11 protein-coding genes are annotated in these 15,079 nt (G+C 68.0%); 7 read left to right on the forward strand and 4 right to left on the reverse strand.

The window, feature by feature from the left end:
- Window positions 1-450: 450 nt before the first annotated feature.
- From ASF32_RS06925 to ASF32_RS06935, 3 genes are all read right to left on the reverse strand, one after another.
- Window positions 451-1,386: a FecR family protein gene (locus ASF32_RS06925; RefSeq protein WP_056425375.1), complete on the reverse strand. Its 936-nt coding sequence runs from the start codon at window positions 1,384-1,386 to the stop codon at window positions 451-453.
- A 103-nt stretch (window positions 1,387-1,489) separates the two neighbouring features.
- On the reverse strand, window positions 1,490-1,999 hold the full coding sequence (locus ASF32_RS06930; RefSeq protein ID WP_082470168.1) for a sigma-70 family RNA polymerase sigma factor: 510 nt from the start codon (window positions 1,997-1,999) through the stop codon (window positions 1,490-1,492).
- Between the two features lie 299 nt (window positions 2,000-2,298).
- Entirely contained in the window at window positions 2,299-4,977 is a 2,679-nt protein-coding gene (locus ASF32_RS06935; protein WP_056425382.1) for a glucosidase, read from the reverse strand.
- A 359-nt stretch (window positions 4,978-5,336) separates the two neighbouring features.
- Between ASF32_RS06935 and ASF32_RS06940 the strand changes: the two genes are divergently transcribed.
- The 6 genes from ASF32_RS06940 to ASF32_RS06960 all read left to right on the forward strand — a co-directional run bounded on the left by ASF32_RS06940 (window position 5,337) and on the right by ASF32_RS06960 (window position 14,105).
- Window positions 5,337-6,761: a phosphatase PAP2 family protein gene (locus tag ASF32_RS06940; RefSeq protein ID WP_056425385.1), complete on the forward strand. Its 1,425-nt coding sequence runs from the start codon at window positions 5,337-5,339 to the stop codon at window positions 6,759-6,761.
- A gap of 118 nt (window positions 6,762-6,879) precedes the next feature.
- Window positions 6,880-7,005 carry a hypothetical protein gene (locus tag ASF32_RS26810; RefSeq protein ID WP_280136546.1) on the forward strand — a complete coding sequence of 42 codons (126 nt, stop codon included), beginning with the start codon at window positions 6,880-6,882 and terminating at the stop codon, window positions 7,003-7,005.
- A 154-nt stretch (window positions 7,006-7,159) separates the two neighbouring features.
- A complete protein-coding gene (locus tag ASF32_RS06945; protein WP_056425388.1) occupies window positions 7,160-9,565 on the forward strand; it encodes a PAS domain S-box protein in 2,406 nt (801 codons plus the stop codon).
- Between the two features lie 221 nt (window positions 9,566-9,786).
- Window positions 9,787-10,944 carry a Gfo/Idh/MocA family oxidoreductase gene (locus tag ASF32_RS06950; protein ID WP_056425390.1) on the forward strand — a complete coding sequence of 386 codons (1,158 nt, stop codon included), beginning with the start codon at window positions 9,787-9,789 and terminating at the stop codon, window positions 10,942-10,944.
- 48 nt (window positions 10,945-10,992) lie between these two features.
- Window positions 10,993-12,879: a glycoside hydrolase family 15 protein gene (locus ASF32_RS06955; protein WP_156467712.1), complete on the forward strand. Its 1,887-nt coding sequence runs from the start codon at window positions 10,993-10,995 to the stop codon at window positions 12,877-12,879.
- On the forward strand, window positions 12,876-14,105 hold the full coding sequence (locus ASF32_RS06960; protein ID WP_056425393.1) for an MFS transporter: 1,230 nt from the start codon (window positions 12,876-12,878) through the stop codon (window positions 14,103-14,105). The genes ASF32_RS06955 and ASF32_RS06960 overlap by 4 nt, the downstream gene beginning before the upstream one ends.
- Before the next feature lie 50 nt (window positions 14,106-14,155).
- Here the strand turns inward: ASF32_RS06960 and ASF32_RS06965 are convergent, their stop codons facing one another.
- A complete protein-coding gene (locus tag ASF32_RS06965; protein WP_056425396.1) occupies window positions 14,156-14,389 on the reverse strand; it encodes a hypothetical protein in 234 nt (77 codons plus the stop codon).
- A 401-nt stretch (window positions 14,390-14,790) separates the two neighbouring features.
- On the opposite strand from ASF32_RS06965, the gene ASF32_RS06970 reads away from it, so the two are divergent.
- Window positions 14,791-15,078, forward strand: a complete 288-nt coding sequence (locus ASF32_RS06970; RefSeq protein WP_056425399.1) for a hypothetical protein — start codon at window positions 14,791-14,793, stop codon at window positions 15,076-15,078.
- Window position 15,079 lies beyond the last annotated feature (1 nt).

Raw genomic sequence — 15,079 nt, forward strand, 5'->3', positions numbered from 1 at the left:
TGGACAGGGCCGCGAGCGCCGGCTCGAGCGGGCCGGCCTCGATGGAAACCCTGACGCGGATCGTGGTCTGTTCGGCGGAATGCTCCGCCATCCGTGTCGAGCCCGGGACGAGGTCGAACCGGGGCAGGGTTTGAAAGAGCCGGCGCGCGGTGGAGGGCTGCTGAGCCGCCGCGACCTGGTTCATCGCGATGAGCGAGACGCCGATCCACGCTCCCCGCGCGAGCCAGCGCGCCCCGACATCTCGATCCTGCATCACCATCATCGGCCCCATCCGTCCAAAACCGGGGCGGTGCGCTTCGCGCTTCTTCGTCCCTGCGGAGATAGACCGTCGACCCGCGAATCTCCTGACGTCCTCCTGCGCCCGACCACGTTGGGTCGGGACACATCTCTAAGCCTCTGTTTGCCGCGCTCTTTTTCGCCGAACCGGCATCCACTTCGGCGGAGAGCGCTCTAACGCACCAGGACCACGAACGGCGTCAGGCGGGTGACGCGGATTCCCATCGCGGTGACCAGCACGTCGAGCGCCTCGTCGGTATCGCGCGGATCGAGCGTGCCGCTGAAGCGCCGCTCGCCGACGGAGGAATCCATCAGCAAGATCCGGCCGCGCCGATAGCGCTCGAGTTCGGCGATGACCTGCCGGAGGCTTTGGCCGGAGAACGAGAGCTTACCGTCTCGCCACGACATCGCCTCTGCGACATTTCCCTGCCGCGCGACGGGGCGGTCGCCCTCGTCCCGGAACGCGACCTCACCCGGATGGAGAAGCGTGTGACCGACCGCCGTCGAGACATCGACACGCCCCTCGGCAACGCCGACGGGATCGGCGGCTCCATCGACCCGCACGTAGAAGCGGGTTCCGACAGCGCGGGCACTGACACCGTTCCCGCGCACGATGAAGGGACGCCGAGGATCGGGCACGACATCGAACACCGCTTCGCCTCGGAGAAGATCGACGGCGCGCTCCTCGGCCGTGAAACGCAACGCGACCGCCGTGTCGGTGTTGAGGTCGATCCGGCTCCCGTCGACCAGGGTGCGGGTTTCGATCTCGCCCACACCCGTCCACGCATCGGCCCGCAGGCGATCGATCAGACCGAGCTGAGCCCCCGCGATTCCGGCGAGGGCGATCGCTACGACGGCGCTCAGCCCCACGGCCCGCCTGGACTTACGCTCGCGCGGATCGGGCACTTGGCCCATGGTTCGACGCCACGTCTCCATCTCCGCATAGGCCTCGGCATGGGCCGGATCGGCCCCGCGCCAGACCTCGAAGGCCTTTCGATCGGCGCCGCTCGCATCGGCCGAGGTAAGCCGCACGACCCAGAAGGCGGCGGCCTCATAGACGGGATCGTCCTCCCCTCCGGGCGATGCATCCGGTGAGACGCCTTCGTTCATGCCGCTCTATCGATGTGCCGAGGGGGGATAGGCCGATCCGGTCCTTCATAGCGGACGTGCCGGATCGCAAGCTCACGACATACGGGGTCGGAGCATCGCAACACTAGAAGAAGTCGGCGCAGCGACGGCGTGTATGAAGCAGCGCCTTCATGAGGTGCTTCTCGACCATGTTGCGGCTGATGCCGAGCCGCGCTGCGATCTCCCCGTTCGCGAGTCCATCGAAGGCACTGAGCAGAAAGACCTCCCGGCACCGTGGCGGCAGCTCGTCGATGGCGGCCGCGACCAAGCGGAGCTGCTGGCGCGCGACGACCTGCTCCTCCGTGCGGATCGTCTCGTCGACGCCGCTCGCGAGGTGTACGTCCGTCACCTGCCGGAACAGATCGGCCTCGAACCGGCGACGCTTTCCCAAGCTGTTGGCGACGTTGCGGGCCACGAAAAACAGGAAGATCGGCGGGTGCTCGATCTCGGTCCTGTTGAGCGCCTTGATGAGGCGGAGATAGGTTTCCTGCATCGCATCGGCGGCGTCGGCGGGATTGTCGAGCAGCCGAAGCAGAAAGCGTTGAAGCTTCAGGCCCTCGCTACGATGCAGCGCATCGACTGAAACCGTTGGCATGATACCAGTACCACCCACTTTGGATCATGGCAGCATCGCTTGATGACCGTGCCTCCGAGCAAAGAAGCGAGCCGCTCATTATGCAAGCCGGGTGGTACTTTGTATGTTTTCTAAATAACTCGTCTTTCAAGTGAGCAAACCTTTGTCTTTTCGGGACAAATGTTCTCCCGAACGACATTTCTAAACTACATCTCGTTTCCGGATGGGCATCAATTCGTCGTGGTGTTGCAGCACCACAACAAGACGGATCGAGGTTCGTGGCTGCGGCATGGCCGTTCGGTTGCCCCTCGCATGGCCCGTCAGTCCGCCGCTCTCCCCTTCTCCACCTCCGTCTGGCGCGCCTTCTGGTGCAGCAGGTTGAGGATCAGCGCCGTCCAGCCGGTCTGGTGCGAGGCGCCGAGGCCGCGGCCGGTATCGCCGTCGAAGAACTCGTGGAACAGCAGGGCCTCTTCGGCGCCGGGCGCGGAGGCGATCGGCGGGCGATCGCCGAAGGCCGGGCGCTTTCCGTCCTCGCCCTTGGCGAAGAGGGAAATCAGGCGGTCGGTGAGGGCGTCCGCGATGGCGTTGAGGGTGACGAAGACACCCGATCCCGTCGGATATTCCACCACGAAATCGTCGCCGTAATAGGAATGGAACCGTCGCAACGCCTCGACGACGAGGTAGTTGATCGGCATCCAGACCGGGCCGCGCCAGTTCGAATTGCCGCCGAACATGTTCGATGTGGAATCCGCCGGGTCGTAGCGCACCGTGAACGCGTCGCCGAACCCGTTGAGGGAATAGGGCCGCTCCAGATGCGCCTTCGACAGGGAGCGCACGCCGTGGGTCGAGAGGAACTCGGCCTCGTCGAGCATGCGCCGCAGCAGCGCCTTCATCCGGTGGCCGCGCAGGAGCGACAGCAGCTTGCGGTCGCCGACACCGCCCTCGTCCCAGCGCGAGACGAGGCAGGCGAGGTGGGGGCGGTTCTCGAGGAGCCAGTTCAGGCGCCGGGCGAAATCCGGCAGCCGCTGCAGCACCGAGGGTTCGATCACCTCGACGGCGAAGAGCGGCACCAGCCCCACCACGGAGCGGACCCGCAACGGCAGCATCCCGCCGCCGGGAATGTCGACCTCGTCGTAGTAGAACTCGTCCTCCTCGTCCCACAGGCCGAAGCCCTCGCCGCCCATGTCGGTCATCGCCTCGGCGATGAGGAGGAAATGCTCGAAGAACTTGGAGGCGGTGCTTTCGTAGACGTCGTTGTGGAGCGCGAGTTCGAGGGCGATGCGCATCATGTTGAGCGAATACATCGCCATCCAGGCGGTGCCGTCGGCCTGGTGGATGCGGCCGAAGCCGGGCGGCGGTCGCGACCGGTCGAACACGCCGACATTGTCGAGGCCGAGGAAACCGCCCTGGAAGACGTTACGGCCGTCCGCATCCTTGCGGTTCACCCACCAGGTGAAGTTGATCAGGAGCTTGTGGAAGACGCCTTCGAGGAAGGCGAGGTCGCCTCGCCCGCCGCGCCGGTCACGGTCGATCTCGAACACCCGGTAGGTGGCCCAGGCATGGACCGGCGGGTTGGCGTCGCCGAACTCCCATTCATAGGCCGGAAGCTGGCCATTGGGGTGCATGTACCATTCGCGGGTGAGGAGCAGGAGCTGCTTCTTGGCGAAATCCGGGTCGAGCAGCGCCAGCGGCAGGCAGTGGAAGGCGAGGTCCCAGGCCGCGAACCAGGGATATTCCCACTTGTCCGGCATCGAGAGCACGTCGGATCCGGCGAAATGACGCCAGTGGATGTTGCGCCCGCCATCGCGCTCGTGGGGAGGGGCGGGCTGGAGCGGATCGCCCTTCAGCCAGAGCCGCACATCGAAGCAATAGAACTGTTTCGACCAGATCAGCCCGGCGGCGGCCTGCCGGAAGATGGCGCGGGAATCCGCATCGGCGATGCCGTCCTGCAACGCATCGTAGAACGCATCCGCCTCGGCGACGCGGCGCAGCAGGATGGCGCCCTCGTGGTCGACCGGACGGGGCCGCGACCCCGCCGACAGCCTCAGGGTGACCCGCCGGGTTTCGCCGGGCGCGAGGCGGAAGGCGTAATGCAGGCCGAGCTTGGTGCCCCCATCCCTCCGCACGGCGGATTCGTCGCCCCCGACGATGGCCGCGTGGAGCCCGTCCTTGAACGGGCCGGCGGCATCGGGTTGCCAGCCATGCAGGCGCAGGTTGGTGTCGTTCTCGCAGAACAGCACCTCCGGCTCGCCGTCGAAGGAGAGCCGGTAGCGGCCGAGGCGCGGATGTTCGCAGGCGATGCCGCCATCGGGCTGGACCGCCATGCGCGGGCGCGATTCGGCCGGTCCCTCGCGCCAAGACCAGATGTTGCGGAACCAGAGCTGGGGCACGACACGCAGGTCGGCGGCGTCCGGACCGCGATTGGTCACGGTAATGACGGCGTGGATATCGTCGATATCTTCCTTGGCATATTCGACGGTCACGTCGAAGAACCGGTCCCCGTCGAAGATTCCGGTCGCCTCGATCTCGTATTCCGGCTGATCACGGCCACGGCGCAGCCCCTCGCGGACGAGGTCCTCATACGGGAAGGCGGCCTGCGGATAACGGTAGAGGAACTTGAGGTAGGCGTGGCTCGGGGTCGCGTCGAGGTAGTGATAGACCTCCTTGACGTCCTCTCCGTGATTGCCCTCCTCGTTGGTCAGGCCGAAGAGCCGTTCCTTCAGGATGTGGTCCCGGCCGTTCCACAGGGCGAGGGACAGGCACATCTGTGCACGCTCGTCGCAGATCCCCGCCAGCCCGTCCTCGCCCCAGCGATAGGCGCGCGAGCGTGCCTCCTCATGCGGCAGCGAACGCCAGGCATTGCCGTCGCGGCTGTAATCCTCCCGCACCGTCCCCCATTGGCGCTCGGCGAGATACGGGCCCCACAGGGACCATGCGCGCTCGCCCCGCGCCTGCTCGGCGATGCGGCGGCGTTCGGCCCAGCCGTCGAGCTCGCTCACGCCGATTCCCCTCGTGCCGGACCGGGCCCGCGGGCCTCGCCGAACGGACACGACCGGCGCTCGACCGGCGACGGCTGGCGAAGGCGGGGGATCATGCGGCAACACATGGATAGCGGCTTATGGGCGGTCATCGGTCCCGATGGGCTTTGGCTCAGTGGGAGCCGAGATGCACCATTAGCGCCAAGCGCGGATAAGTCTCCGAGGAACATTCCGTCAGGGGCGGTCCTCGCCCCGCCGCCGGAGAATGGGTCACGCAGGCGTCACGGAATGGTGCGCGTGGTCCGCCGCGAAAACCGGCGGCGATGGGCGGAGCACTCTGCTAGCCTGCGCCACCGCCACGACAGCCTGATTCCGGTGCCATGACCAGACCACGCACGAACACGGCCCGCACGCTCGGGCTCATCGCATGCCTCGCCCTGGCGCCCGCTCACGCGCTGGCACAATCGGCGACGAATCTCGAGGCGCTGCGCGGGCTGGCGCCGGTGAGCGCCCTGCCGGCGACGGCGGAGGGCAAGGCCGCGCTGGCGGCGAACCTCACGGTCACCGGCGACATCCAGATGGGGCGGCACCCGCAGCCCCTGCTGCTGCCCTTCGCCGAGCAGCAGCGCCTCGCCCTGCGCGATTGCTTCATCACCGACGGCAACGCCGCGCAGCTCGCCGACGGCCTCGGCACCGCACTGGGAGATGCCTACCAGGCCAAGGCGCGCTACGAGGACTTCAAGACCTTCACCAGTGTTTCGGGCAGCCTCGCCCGCCTGATCGGCTACACCAACAACATCACCAAGTCGGATTCGAATGCGGGGAAGTACTTCTTCGCCAACGCGACGACGAATGGCGAGGCCCCCGTCTCCGAACCCGCCCGCGCCATTCTCACCAAGGTCGGCGGCACGACGGATGTCTTCGGTAAGACCTATGGCCGTCCCGCCGGAACGCCGGGTGCCGACGCCTTCGGCAATTCGCGCCCGTTCCAGACCGAGCCGAGCCTTCTCGCCTATCGCGGCGAGGATTATTTCGGCGCCGCCTCCCACAGCATGGACTGGCTGCGCGGGCCGAAACAGAACCTCACGGACAGCCCGTCCTATCCGAGCGGCCACACCACCTACGGCTACACGGAATCGCTACTCCTCGCCCTGCTGGTGCCCGAGCGCTACCAGCAGATGATCGCGCGCGGGGCCGAGTACGGCAACAACCGCATCGTGGTCGGCGCCCATTACGCCATGGACGTGCTCGGGGGCAGGGCGGTGGCACTCCATGCCGTCGCCCATCTGCTGGCCAACGACCCCGCCTATGTGGGTCAGACCCGCGCGAACCCGGCCATCGACAACGAGATGAGCCGCGCCACCGACGGCGCGGTGACGATCTCCGACTATCCCGAGGCCCTGAAAGCGGCGCGCGCGGAACTCCAGGCCTTCCTTCGCGAGCGCTGCGGCGACACGGTGGCGGCCTGCGCCGCCGCCGACCGGAGCCGCTTCAAGGATGCCGCCGCCAACGGGGCCTTCTACGCCTCCACCCAGACCTACGGCCTGCCGGTGGTGCATCGGGACCGGTCGGGCCAGCCGGTGGACGTCGCGCGGGTCGCGCCGGAGGCCGGACACCTCCTCACGGCCGCCTTTCCGGCCGTGACCCTGGACGAGGCCAACGCCATCCTCACCGCCACCCTCGGCCCGGCCGGCGGCTTCCTCGACGACGGCTCGGTCTTCGGCCTGTATTCCCGCCTCGACCTCTATGCGGCAGGCGGCAAGGCCGCGTCCCTCGCCGCGAGCCGGCGCGCCACCGCGCCGTAGCGCCTCGCGCCTGCGCGACGAGCGGTTCTAGACCGTCGCCATCCCGCGGGCGTTCAGGCTTTCTTAGCCATGCCACGGGAGAATGCCGCGTCGCCAACCCGTCGCGAGGACATCGTTCGTGCTCGACCTCATCCTCTACATCAGCGCCTCGGTCTGTGCCGTCGGATGCCTGGGACTCTGGGCGCTGCGCGAGCCCCCGGTCTCCTATCCGCGGGTGGAATGGGACGAGGACGCACGCGGCTGAATACCGCCGCCGTCCCCGCGCTCGCGCCACGGGGCAGGGCGATCGAGGGATGCGCGACAGTCTCCCCAACCTGAGTTAGGGAGCCGACCGCGCGTTCGCCCGTTGGGGTCCTCGAAGCCCGAGTGAATGCGGCGGCCGGATGGGAACGGGCAGTATGGAGGACGACATCGATCGGCTGCGGCGGCGCGAGGCCGAACTCGAGGCCGAGATCGCGCGGCTGAAAGCGGAGATCGCGTCCGGCATCCATTCCCCGGACAGCGGCCAGAAAACCTCGGCGGCGGGGCCGGAACTGCTGTTCACGGCGGCGGAGAAGACCCGCATGCCGCAGATCATCACCGACCCGAACCAGCCCGACAATCCCATCGTCTTCGCCAACCGCGCCTTCCAGGACCTGTGCGGCTATTCGGCCGAGGAACTCGTCGGGCACAATTGCCGGTTCCTGCAGGGGCCGGGAACCGACCCGGCCGACGTGGCGCGCCTGCGCGACGCCATCGCGGCGCGACGCGACGTGGTGGTCGAGATCATCAACTATCACCGCGACGGAACGCCGTTCCGCAACGAGCTCTATGTCAGCCCCGTCTTCGACCGGGACGGGCGCCTGCGCTACTTCTTCGGCAGCCAGCTCGACGTCACCCGCTTTCGCACCGAGGAGGGCAAGCTCGCCGAGAGCGAGTCCCGCTACCGGACGCTGTTCGACGCCATCGATGCCGGGTTCTGCATCGTCGAAATGCGGTTCGACGCCACGGGTCGCGCCATCGATTACCGCTTCATCGAGGTCAATCCCGCCTTCGAACGGCAGGCCGGCCTCGGCGACGTCGAGGGCCGCTGGGTCAGCGAAGTCATTCCCGGCATCGAACCCCGCTGGCTCGAAACCTATGGCGAGGTCGCGCTGAGCGGCAATCCCGTGCGGTTCGAGAGCGGGGCGGTGACGCTGGGCCGCTGGTTCGACGTACACGCCCTGCGCATCGGGGAGCCGGTCCAGCGGCGCGTCGCCATCCTGTTCAACGACATCACCGACCGGCGCGAGGCCGAGACCGTGCTGAGGACGACGGCGCGCGAGCGGACCACGGAGCGCGACCTCGTCTGGCGCGCGAGCCGCGACCTCCTCGTGATCTGCGGCTTCGATGGAATTTACCGGTCGGTCAATCCGGCCTGGAGCGAGATGCTGGGCTGGCCCGCCGATTCCCTGGTCGGCGCGCGGTTCGACGCCTTCGTGCATCCCGACGACCGCAAGGCGGCCGAGCAGGCCATGGACCGGTTGCGCAGCGGCGCCATCCTCGACAACCTCGACATCCGGCAGCTGGCGGCGGATGGCAACGAGCGTTGGGTCTCCTGGAACGCGATTCCGCAGGGTGACCATTTCTACGCCGCTGGCCGCGACGTGACCGAGCGCAAGGCCCTGGAGGAGCAGCTCCGCCAATCGCAGAAGCTCGAAGCCGTGGGCCAGCTCACCGGCGGTGTCGCCCACGACTTCAACAACCTGTTGACCGTGATCCGGTCCTCCACCGACCTCCTGCGCCGGCCCGACCTGCCGGAGGAGCGCCGGCGGCGCTATGTCGACGCCATCTCAGATACGGTGACGCGCGCGGCCAAGCTCACCGGCCAGCTCCTGGCCTTCGCCCGTCGGCAATCCCTGACGCCCGAGGTTTTCGACGTCGCCAAGGGCGTGGCCTCCGTGGCCGACATGGTCGGTACCCTCACGGGCGCGCGCATCCAGGTCGTGACCCAGATCGAGACCGGCCGGGACGATGCGGGACAGCCGCTGGCCTGCCTCATCGACGCCGATCCGAGCCAGTTCGACACGGCGCTCGTCAACATGGTCGTCAACGCCCGTGACGCCATGGACGGCGAGGGCCGGCTGACCATCCGGGTCCGCCGCGCCACGACCATTCCGGCCGTGCGGGCGCATCCCCGCATCCGGGGCGATTTCGTCGCCGTCTCCGTCGCCGATACCGGCTCGGGCATCGCGCCCGAGATGCTGGACCGGATCTTCGAGCCGTTCTTCACCACCAAGGGCGTGGGGCAGGGCACCGGCCTCGGCCTGTCTCAGGTCTTCGGTTTCGCCAAGCAATCGGGCGGCGAGGTCGTGGTGGAAAGCCGCCTCGGCCAGGGCACGACCTTCACCCTCTATCTGCCGCGCGCGGCGGGCGAGGCCGTGGCGGCCGAGCCGGTGCGCGAGCCGCCGCCCCTGGCCGAGCGGCACGGCACCCGCGTGCTCGTGGTGGAGGACAACGCGGAAGTCGGCGCCTTCGCGACCCAGGCCCTGCAGGAACTCGGCTACGTCACGCATTGGGTGACGGATGCGCAGCGGGCCCTCGACGCCCTGGCGCGCGACTCCGCCGGTTTCGAGGTGGTTTTCTCCGACGTGGTCATGCCGGGCATGAACGGCATCGATCTCGGCCACGCGATCCGCCGCAAATGGCCGGATCTGCCGATCGTGCTCACCTCGGGCTACAGCCACGTCCTCGCCGAGGAGGGCAGCCATGGGTTCGAGCTCCTGCGCAAACCCTATTCGGTGGCCGACCTGTCGCGCATCCTGCGCCTCGCCGTCTCGCGCTGAGGCCGGGGACGGACGGGCGCGACCGGCCGACGCGGAAACATTCGCTGCAACGCAACGTTCCTTTCTCATCACAGCCGGCGCGCGGCCGACATGGCGCTCTGCCGGGCCTTTTGCCGTCGCGTAGCCTGCCGGCTTTGCCCGACATCGCGGGCGCCTCGGCTCGGCCTGTCCTTCCACGCCGGCCAAGGCCGCACGACACGCATAACCGCACGGACATCCGCATGAGCATCGCCTCCGCCCTCGGCCTGACATCCTCGAAAAAGGTCCGCTACGCCTTCGTCGCCCTCGGAGACATCACGCAGGAAGCCATGCTGCCCGGCGTGAAGCACACCGGCAATTCGGAGGTCGTCGCCTTCGTCACCGGCGACCCGGAGAAGGCGCGCGGCGTCGGCGCGCAATACGGCGTGACCGAATCCTATGGCTACGAGCAGTTCGACACGCTGCTGGCCTCGGGCACGATCGACGCGATCTATCTCGCCACGCCGAACTGGCGTCATGCGGAGTTCGCGGTGCCGGCGCTCAAGGCCGGCATCCATGTCCTCGTCGAGAAGCCGCTGGAAATCTCGGCGGAGAAGTCGAGAGAGATCATCGCGGCGCAGACAGCCTCCGGCGCCAAGCTCATGGTGGCCTACCGGCTGCATTTCGAGCCCTGCACCCTGGCGACCATCGACCTGATCCGCTCCGGCCAGCTCGGTGACCTCCTGACCTTCTCCTCGACCTTCACCCAGATGGTCTCGCCCGAGAACCACCGGGCGACGAGCGGCATCGAAGCGGGCCCGATCTTCGACATGGGTCCGTATCCGATCAACGCCGCCCGCTACATCTTCGGCGACGAGCCGACGGAGGTGGTGTCGGCCGTGGGCATTCGTCACCCCGAAGCCGGCCTCGGCGATTTCGACGATACCGTCGCGGTGACGCTCCGTTTCCCGCAGAACCGCATCGCGCAGTTCGTGCTGTCTTATTACGGCAATACCCTCGACAGCTATTCGGTCGTCGGCACCAAGGGCAGCGTCGAGGTCAACCCGGCCTACATGTACGGCAAGCCCCTGGAGCACACCGTCACCATCGGCGAGGACAAGAGCCACGCCAGCTTCAAGAACACCGATCATTTCGGCGGCGAGCTGAAGTACTTTTCGGATTGCATCCTCGACGACCGCGAGCCCGAGCCCGATGGCGAGGAAGGCCTCGCCGATCTCCGCGTGATCGAAGGCATCGTCCGCGCCCTGCAGACCGGCACGTCTCAGACCCTCGAACCCTTCACCCGCGCCAAGCGCATCGACCCGAAGAGCCAGGAGCAAACGCTCTCGGCACAGAAATCGCCGGAGCTCGTCAACACGTCGAATCCCGGAAAGGGCAAGGACAAGGTACCGTTGAACTAGCCCGGCCGTTTCCAGACCGCCCCCGTCCCTCGCTCCACAAGTCCCGTAATGAATGACCGAGCCCAGGCGGGCACCGACCTCACCGTCGATGCACGGTGCAACTCCCGCGAGGCGTCATCCTCGCGGGACGGACCCGTTCGCATCGATCCCGAGGGCACGGAATATCCGATCCAGGATTACGCCCCGCTCGGCGATGGCCGCTCCGTCGTCCTCGTCGGCCCGGACGGCGCGGTGGCGTGGTGGTGCGTCCCCGAGATGGATTCGCCGCCCCTGTTCGACCGGCTTCTCGAGCCGGAGAACGGCGGCTATTTCCAAGTTCGGCCCGATGGCCCGTTCACGATGGAGCGGCGCTACCGCACCGACAGCAACGTGCTGGAGACGATCTTCACCACCGCGACCGGCACCGCACGCGTGACCGAATCCCTCAATAGCAGCCGTGCCGGCCGCCTGCCCTGGTGCGAACTCGCGCGCCGGCTCGAAGGCGTTTCCGGCACGGTGACGTTCCGGATCCGCGCCGTCTTCGGCACGCGCGGCGACACCCTCTCGCCCTGGCTCCAGCCGACGCCCAATGGCTGCGTCTTCCATGTCGGCCCGGTGCTCGGGGTGATCCGCTTCAGCGACAACGTCCATGTCATCGAGGAGGAGGACCGCACCATCGCCGCCACGGTGACGGTGGAGGAGGGAGAGCGCGCGGTCGTGGCGCTTCTCGCCGGTGAGGACGAGCCGCTCGGCATCCCCACCATCGCGGAAATCGACGGACGCATCGATATCAGCGACGATGCCTGGCGGCTTTGGGCAGAGGGGCTGGGCTATGACGGCCCGCACCGCTCCGAAGTACGGCGCAGCGGCCTCGCCCTGAAGCTGCTGCTCTACTCGCCGAGCGGCGCCATCGCGGCCGCCGCCACCTCGTCCCTGCCCGAACGGATCGGCGGCCCGAAGAATTACGATTACCGCTACGCCTGGATCCGCGATGCCGGCTACACCGTCAACGCCTTCCTGCGGATCGGCGCGATGCCGGAGGCGAAGGCCGCCTTCTCCTGGCTGATCGCGCGCCTGCACGAGCACGGGGCGCAGGTCTTCTACACCCTGCGCGGCGGCAAGGTGCCGGAGGAGACCTCCCTCGACCTCGCCGGCTATCGCGGTTCGCGCCCGGTCCGGGTCGGCAACGCGGCGGCGCACCAGCACCAGCACGGGATCTACGGCGACATCTTCGAGACCGCGACCCTGTTCGTCGCCGACGGCAACATCCTCGACCAGAAGAGCGCGACGGTCCTGGCGGATCTCGCCGACGAATGCGCCGACCGCTGGCGCCAGAAGGATGCCGGGATCTGGGAATTGGAGGTCCCGCAGCATTACACGATGTCGAAGATCAGTGCCTGGCAGGCGCTCGCCCGCGCCGTCGAACTGGCGGAGGCCGGCCATATCGCGGCCACCTGCGTGCCGCGCTGGTCGCGCGAGCGCGACCGGATCCAGGCCTGGATCGAGGAGCATTGCTGGTCTGAGGCGCGCCAAGCCTATACGTTCTATCCCGGTACCGACCGACTCGACGCCTCCCTGATCCTGGCGGTCCGTTTCGGGTTCGACGGGCGCGAGCGCCTGTCCTCCACCCTCGACGCGATCTGCGGGGAACTCGGGCGCGGCCCGCTTCTCTATCGTTATTCGGGAGCCGAGAGGGAGGAGGGCGCCTTCATCGCCTGCTCGTTCTGGCTCGTGGAGGCCCTGGCCGAACTCGGCCGGCAGGACGAGGCCGAGGCGATCTTCGCCGGCACGCTGCGCGCCGCCGCCAGGGGCGTCGGCGTGATGAGCGAGATGGTCGATCCGGAGACCGGCGACCATCTCGGCAACACACCGCAGGGCCTGAGCCATCTCGCCCTGCTTCACGCGGCCTGCACCTTGCGCGGCGACCGCGAACGAGACCTGAAAGCGGCACGATGACCGGCACCACCCTCGACACCCGCTCCGGCGCTCTCAGCCTTCCGGATGCAGCGCCCAGCCGGCATCCCGGCCTCGTCCTCACCGCCCTGGCGATGGGCGGCTTTGCCATCGGCACCACCGAATTCGCCACGATGAGCCTGCTTCCGTCCTTCGCGCCCGATCTCGGCATCGACGCGCCGACGGCCGGCCACGTCATCAGCGCCTACGCGCTCGGCGTCGTCGTCGGCGCGCCGGTCATCGCGGTGCTCGCGGCGACGATGGCCCGCAGGACGCTCCTCGTCGGGCTGATGGTGCTGTTCGCGCTGGGCAACGTCCTGTCGGCCCTGGCCCCGAACTATCACGGGATGCTGCTGTTCCGGTTCCTGGCGGGCCTACCGCACGGCGCCTATTTCGGCGTGGCCGCCCTCGTCGCCGCCTCCCTCGTCCCCCGGGAGCGGCGGAGCCAGGCGGTCTCGCGGGTGATCCTCGGTCTCACCATCGCGACGGTGGCGGGCGTGCCCCTGGCCAACGTCGTCGGCCAGCTCGTCGGCTGGCGCTGGAGCTTCGGGCTCGTCGCCGTCCTGGCGTTGCTGACGGCGGTTTCGCTGCGGATCCTTGCGCCGCTCGGACGACCGGCTTCGGGTGCCAGTGCGCTACGCGAGCTCGGGGCCCTGCGGAGCGGTCAGGTCTGGCTCACCCTCGCCATCGGCGCCATCGGCTTCGGCGGCCTGTTCTCGGTCTATACCTACCTCGCCTCGACCTTGATCGAGGTCACCCGCGCGGGGCCCGCGGCGATCCCGCTGGTCCTCGCCGTGTTCGGTGTAGGCCTCACAATTGGCAACCTCGTCTGCGCCTGGGCCGCCGACCGCGCCCTGATGCCGGCGGCTGGGCTGACCCTGGTCTGGACGGCCGTGGCTCTGGCCCTCTACCCGTTCTCGGTGGGCAGCGTCTGGACCCTGGCGCCGGTGGTGTTCCTCATCGGGTGCGGCGGCGGCCTCGCCACCATCCTGCAGACGCGCCTGATGGATGTGGCCGAGGATGCGCAGACCTTGGCTGCCGCGCTCAACCACTCGGCCTTCAACTTCGCCAACGCGCTCGGTCCCTGGCTCGCCGGCCTCGCCCTCACCGCCGGGTTCGGCCTGCCCTCCACGGGGTGGGTCGGCGTCGCCCTGGCTCTGGGCGGGTTGGCGCTCTGGGCCATCTCCGCGACGTCGATGCGCCGGACGGCTCGACCGCCGGCAACTTAGCCCGAGGAACCGCGAGGCAGGAGGTCGAGCCGTTCACCGGGCGGGGCTGCTCAAGCGGTCAGCGGCTGGATATCGAGCTGCATGCCCCGTCCCCTGAGGACGCGGACGAGGCGGTCTTCGAGATCGTCGTCGAGCCCGTCCACCTGCATGTGGAGCTGGCTTCCCTTCGCCGTGCCCGTGACCCAGAGACGATAGACCAGGCCCTCCTCGCGCAACTGCGTCAGAAGCCGCTCCGATCCGATCCGGTTGGCTTCGTCGTTCATCGCAATGAGGCTCGTGTCCATTCAGATCTCCCGTTACCGACTAGGACAACGTTTCACGGCGATGTTTCGTCCTGATGTCCGGGGACCCTTTCCCGAACGAGGATAACGGTTGGGCAAATCGGCCCCTTCAATGGAGCCTAGCAATGGGCGGGCCGGGGCCGGGAGGCTCAGCCGCAGCATCTCGCGTTCTGTACGAGACGAGGTTCGGGCCGGGCCAAGCGTGACCTGTCCGAGTTCAGGCTCTGCAGGCTTGAGCGGACCGGCCGGAGACCCACTCGACGGGCCGACGATTGCCAATGCAGACCTATGGGTCGGGCGGATTCAGTATGAATCGTTCTTCATCATAATCGTTGACTGTCGTTTATCGCTCCTGGTCCAATAAACTCTTCAGACGGCTCCGACGCGGCGCCTGGAGACATGAGATGAAGTTCGGATCCGTTATCCTGCTGGGCCTCTTCGCGGCGTCCCCGGCCGCCCAGGCCTGGGCGCAGAGCCCGCGCGACGTGCCGATCACCGACGATCTTCGCCGCGAGGAGCGCATCGAGCGCCGCCTCGACCGGACCATGCCGCCGCCGGTGGACCCCAACGTGTCGCCGGACAATCCGGACGGCGTCGTCGGCTTCGACGGCCCCCCCGGCATGTTCGAGAACGGCGTCGAGAACGGCAGCCCGATCCCCTCCGGCTCCCCCGTGGACGACGACGACGATTAGG

It is taken from the genome of Methylobacterium sp. Leaf91 (assembly GCF_001422815.1).
GTDB lineage: Bacteria > Pseudomonadota > Alphaproteobacteria > Rhizobiales > Beijerinckiaceae > Methylobacterium.

Excerpts from the sequence above, each read along its gene's own strand:
- ASF32_RS06925 (WP_056425375.1), bottom strand. The coding sequence starts at position 1,386 with ATGAACGAAGGCGTCTCACCGGATGCATCGCCCGGAGGGGAGGACGAT.
- ASF32_RS06930 (WP_082470168.1), bottom strand. The coding sequence starts at position 1,999 with ATGCCAACGGTTTCAGTCGATGCGCTGCATCGTAGCGAGGGCCTGAAG.
- ASF32_RS06940 (WP_056425385.1), top strand. The coding sequence starts at position 5,337 with ATGACCAGACCACGCACGAACACGGCCCGCACGCTCGGGCTCATCGCA.
- ASF32_RS06945 (WP_056425388.1), top strand. The coding sequence starts at position 7,160 with ATGGAGGACGACATCGATCGGCTGCGGCGGCGCGAGGCCGAACTCGAG.
- ASF32_RS06950 (WP_056425390.1), top strand. The coding sequence starts at position 9,787 with ATGAGCATCGCCTCCGCCCTCGGCCTGACATCCTCGAAAAAGGTCCGC.
- ASF32_RS06955 (WP_156467712.1), top strand. The coding sequence starts at position 10,993 with ATGAATGACCGAGCCCAGGCGGGCACCGACCTCACCGTCGATGCACGG.
- ASF32_RS06960 (WP_056425393.1), top strand. The coding sequence starts at position 12,876 with ATGACCGGCACCACCCTCGACACCCGCTCCGGCGCTCTCAGCCTTCCG.
- ASF32_RS06965 (WP_056425396.1), bottom strand. The coding sequence starts at position 14,389 with ATGGACACGAGCCTCATTGCGATGAACGACGAAGCCAACCGGATCGGA.
- ASF32_RS06970 (WP_056425399.1), top strand. The coding sequence starts at position 14,791 with ATGAAGTTCGGATCCGTTATCCTGCTGGGCCTCTTCGCGGCGTCCCCG.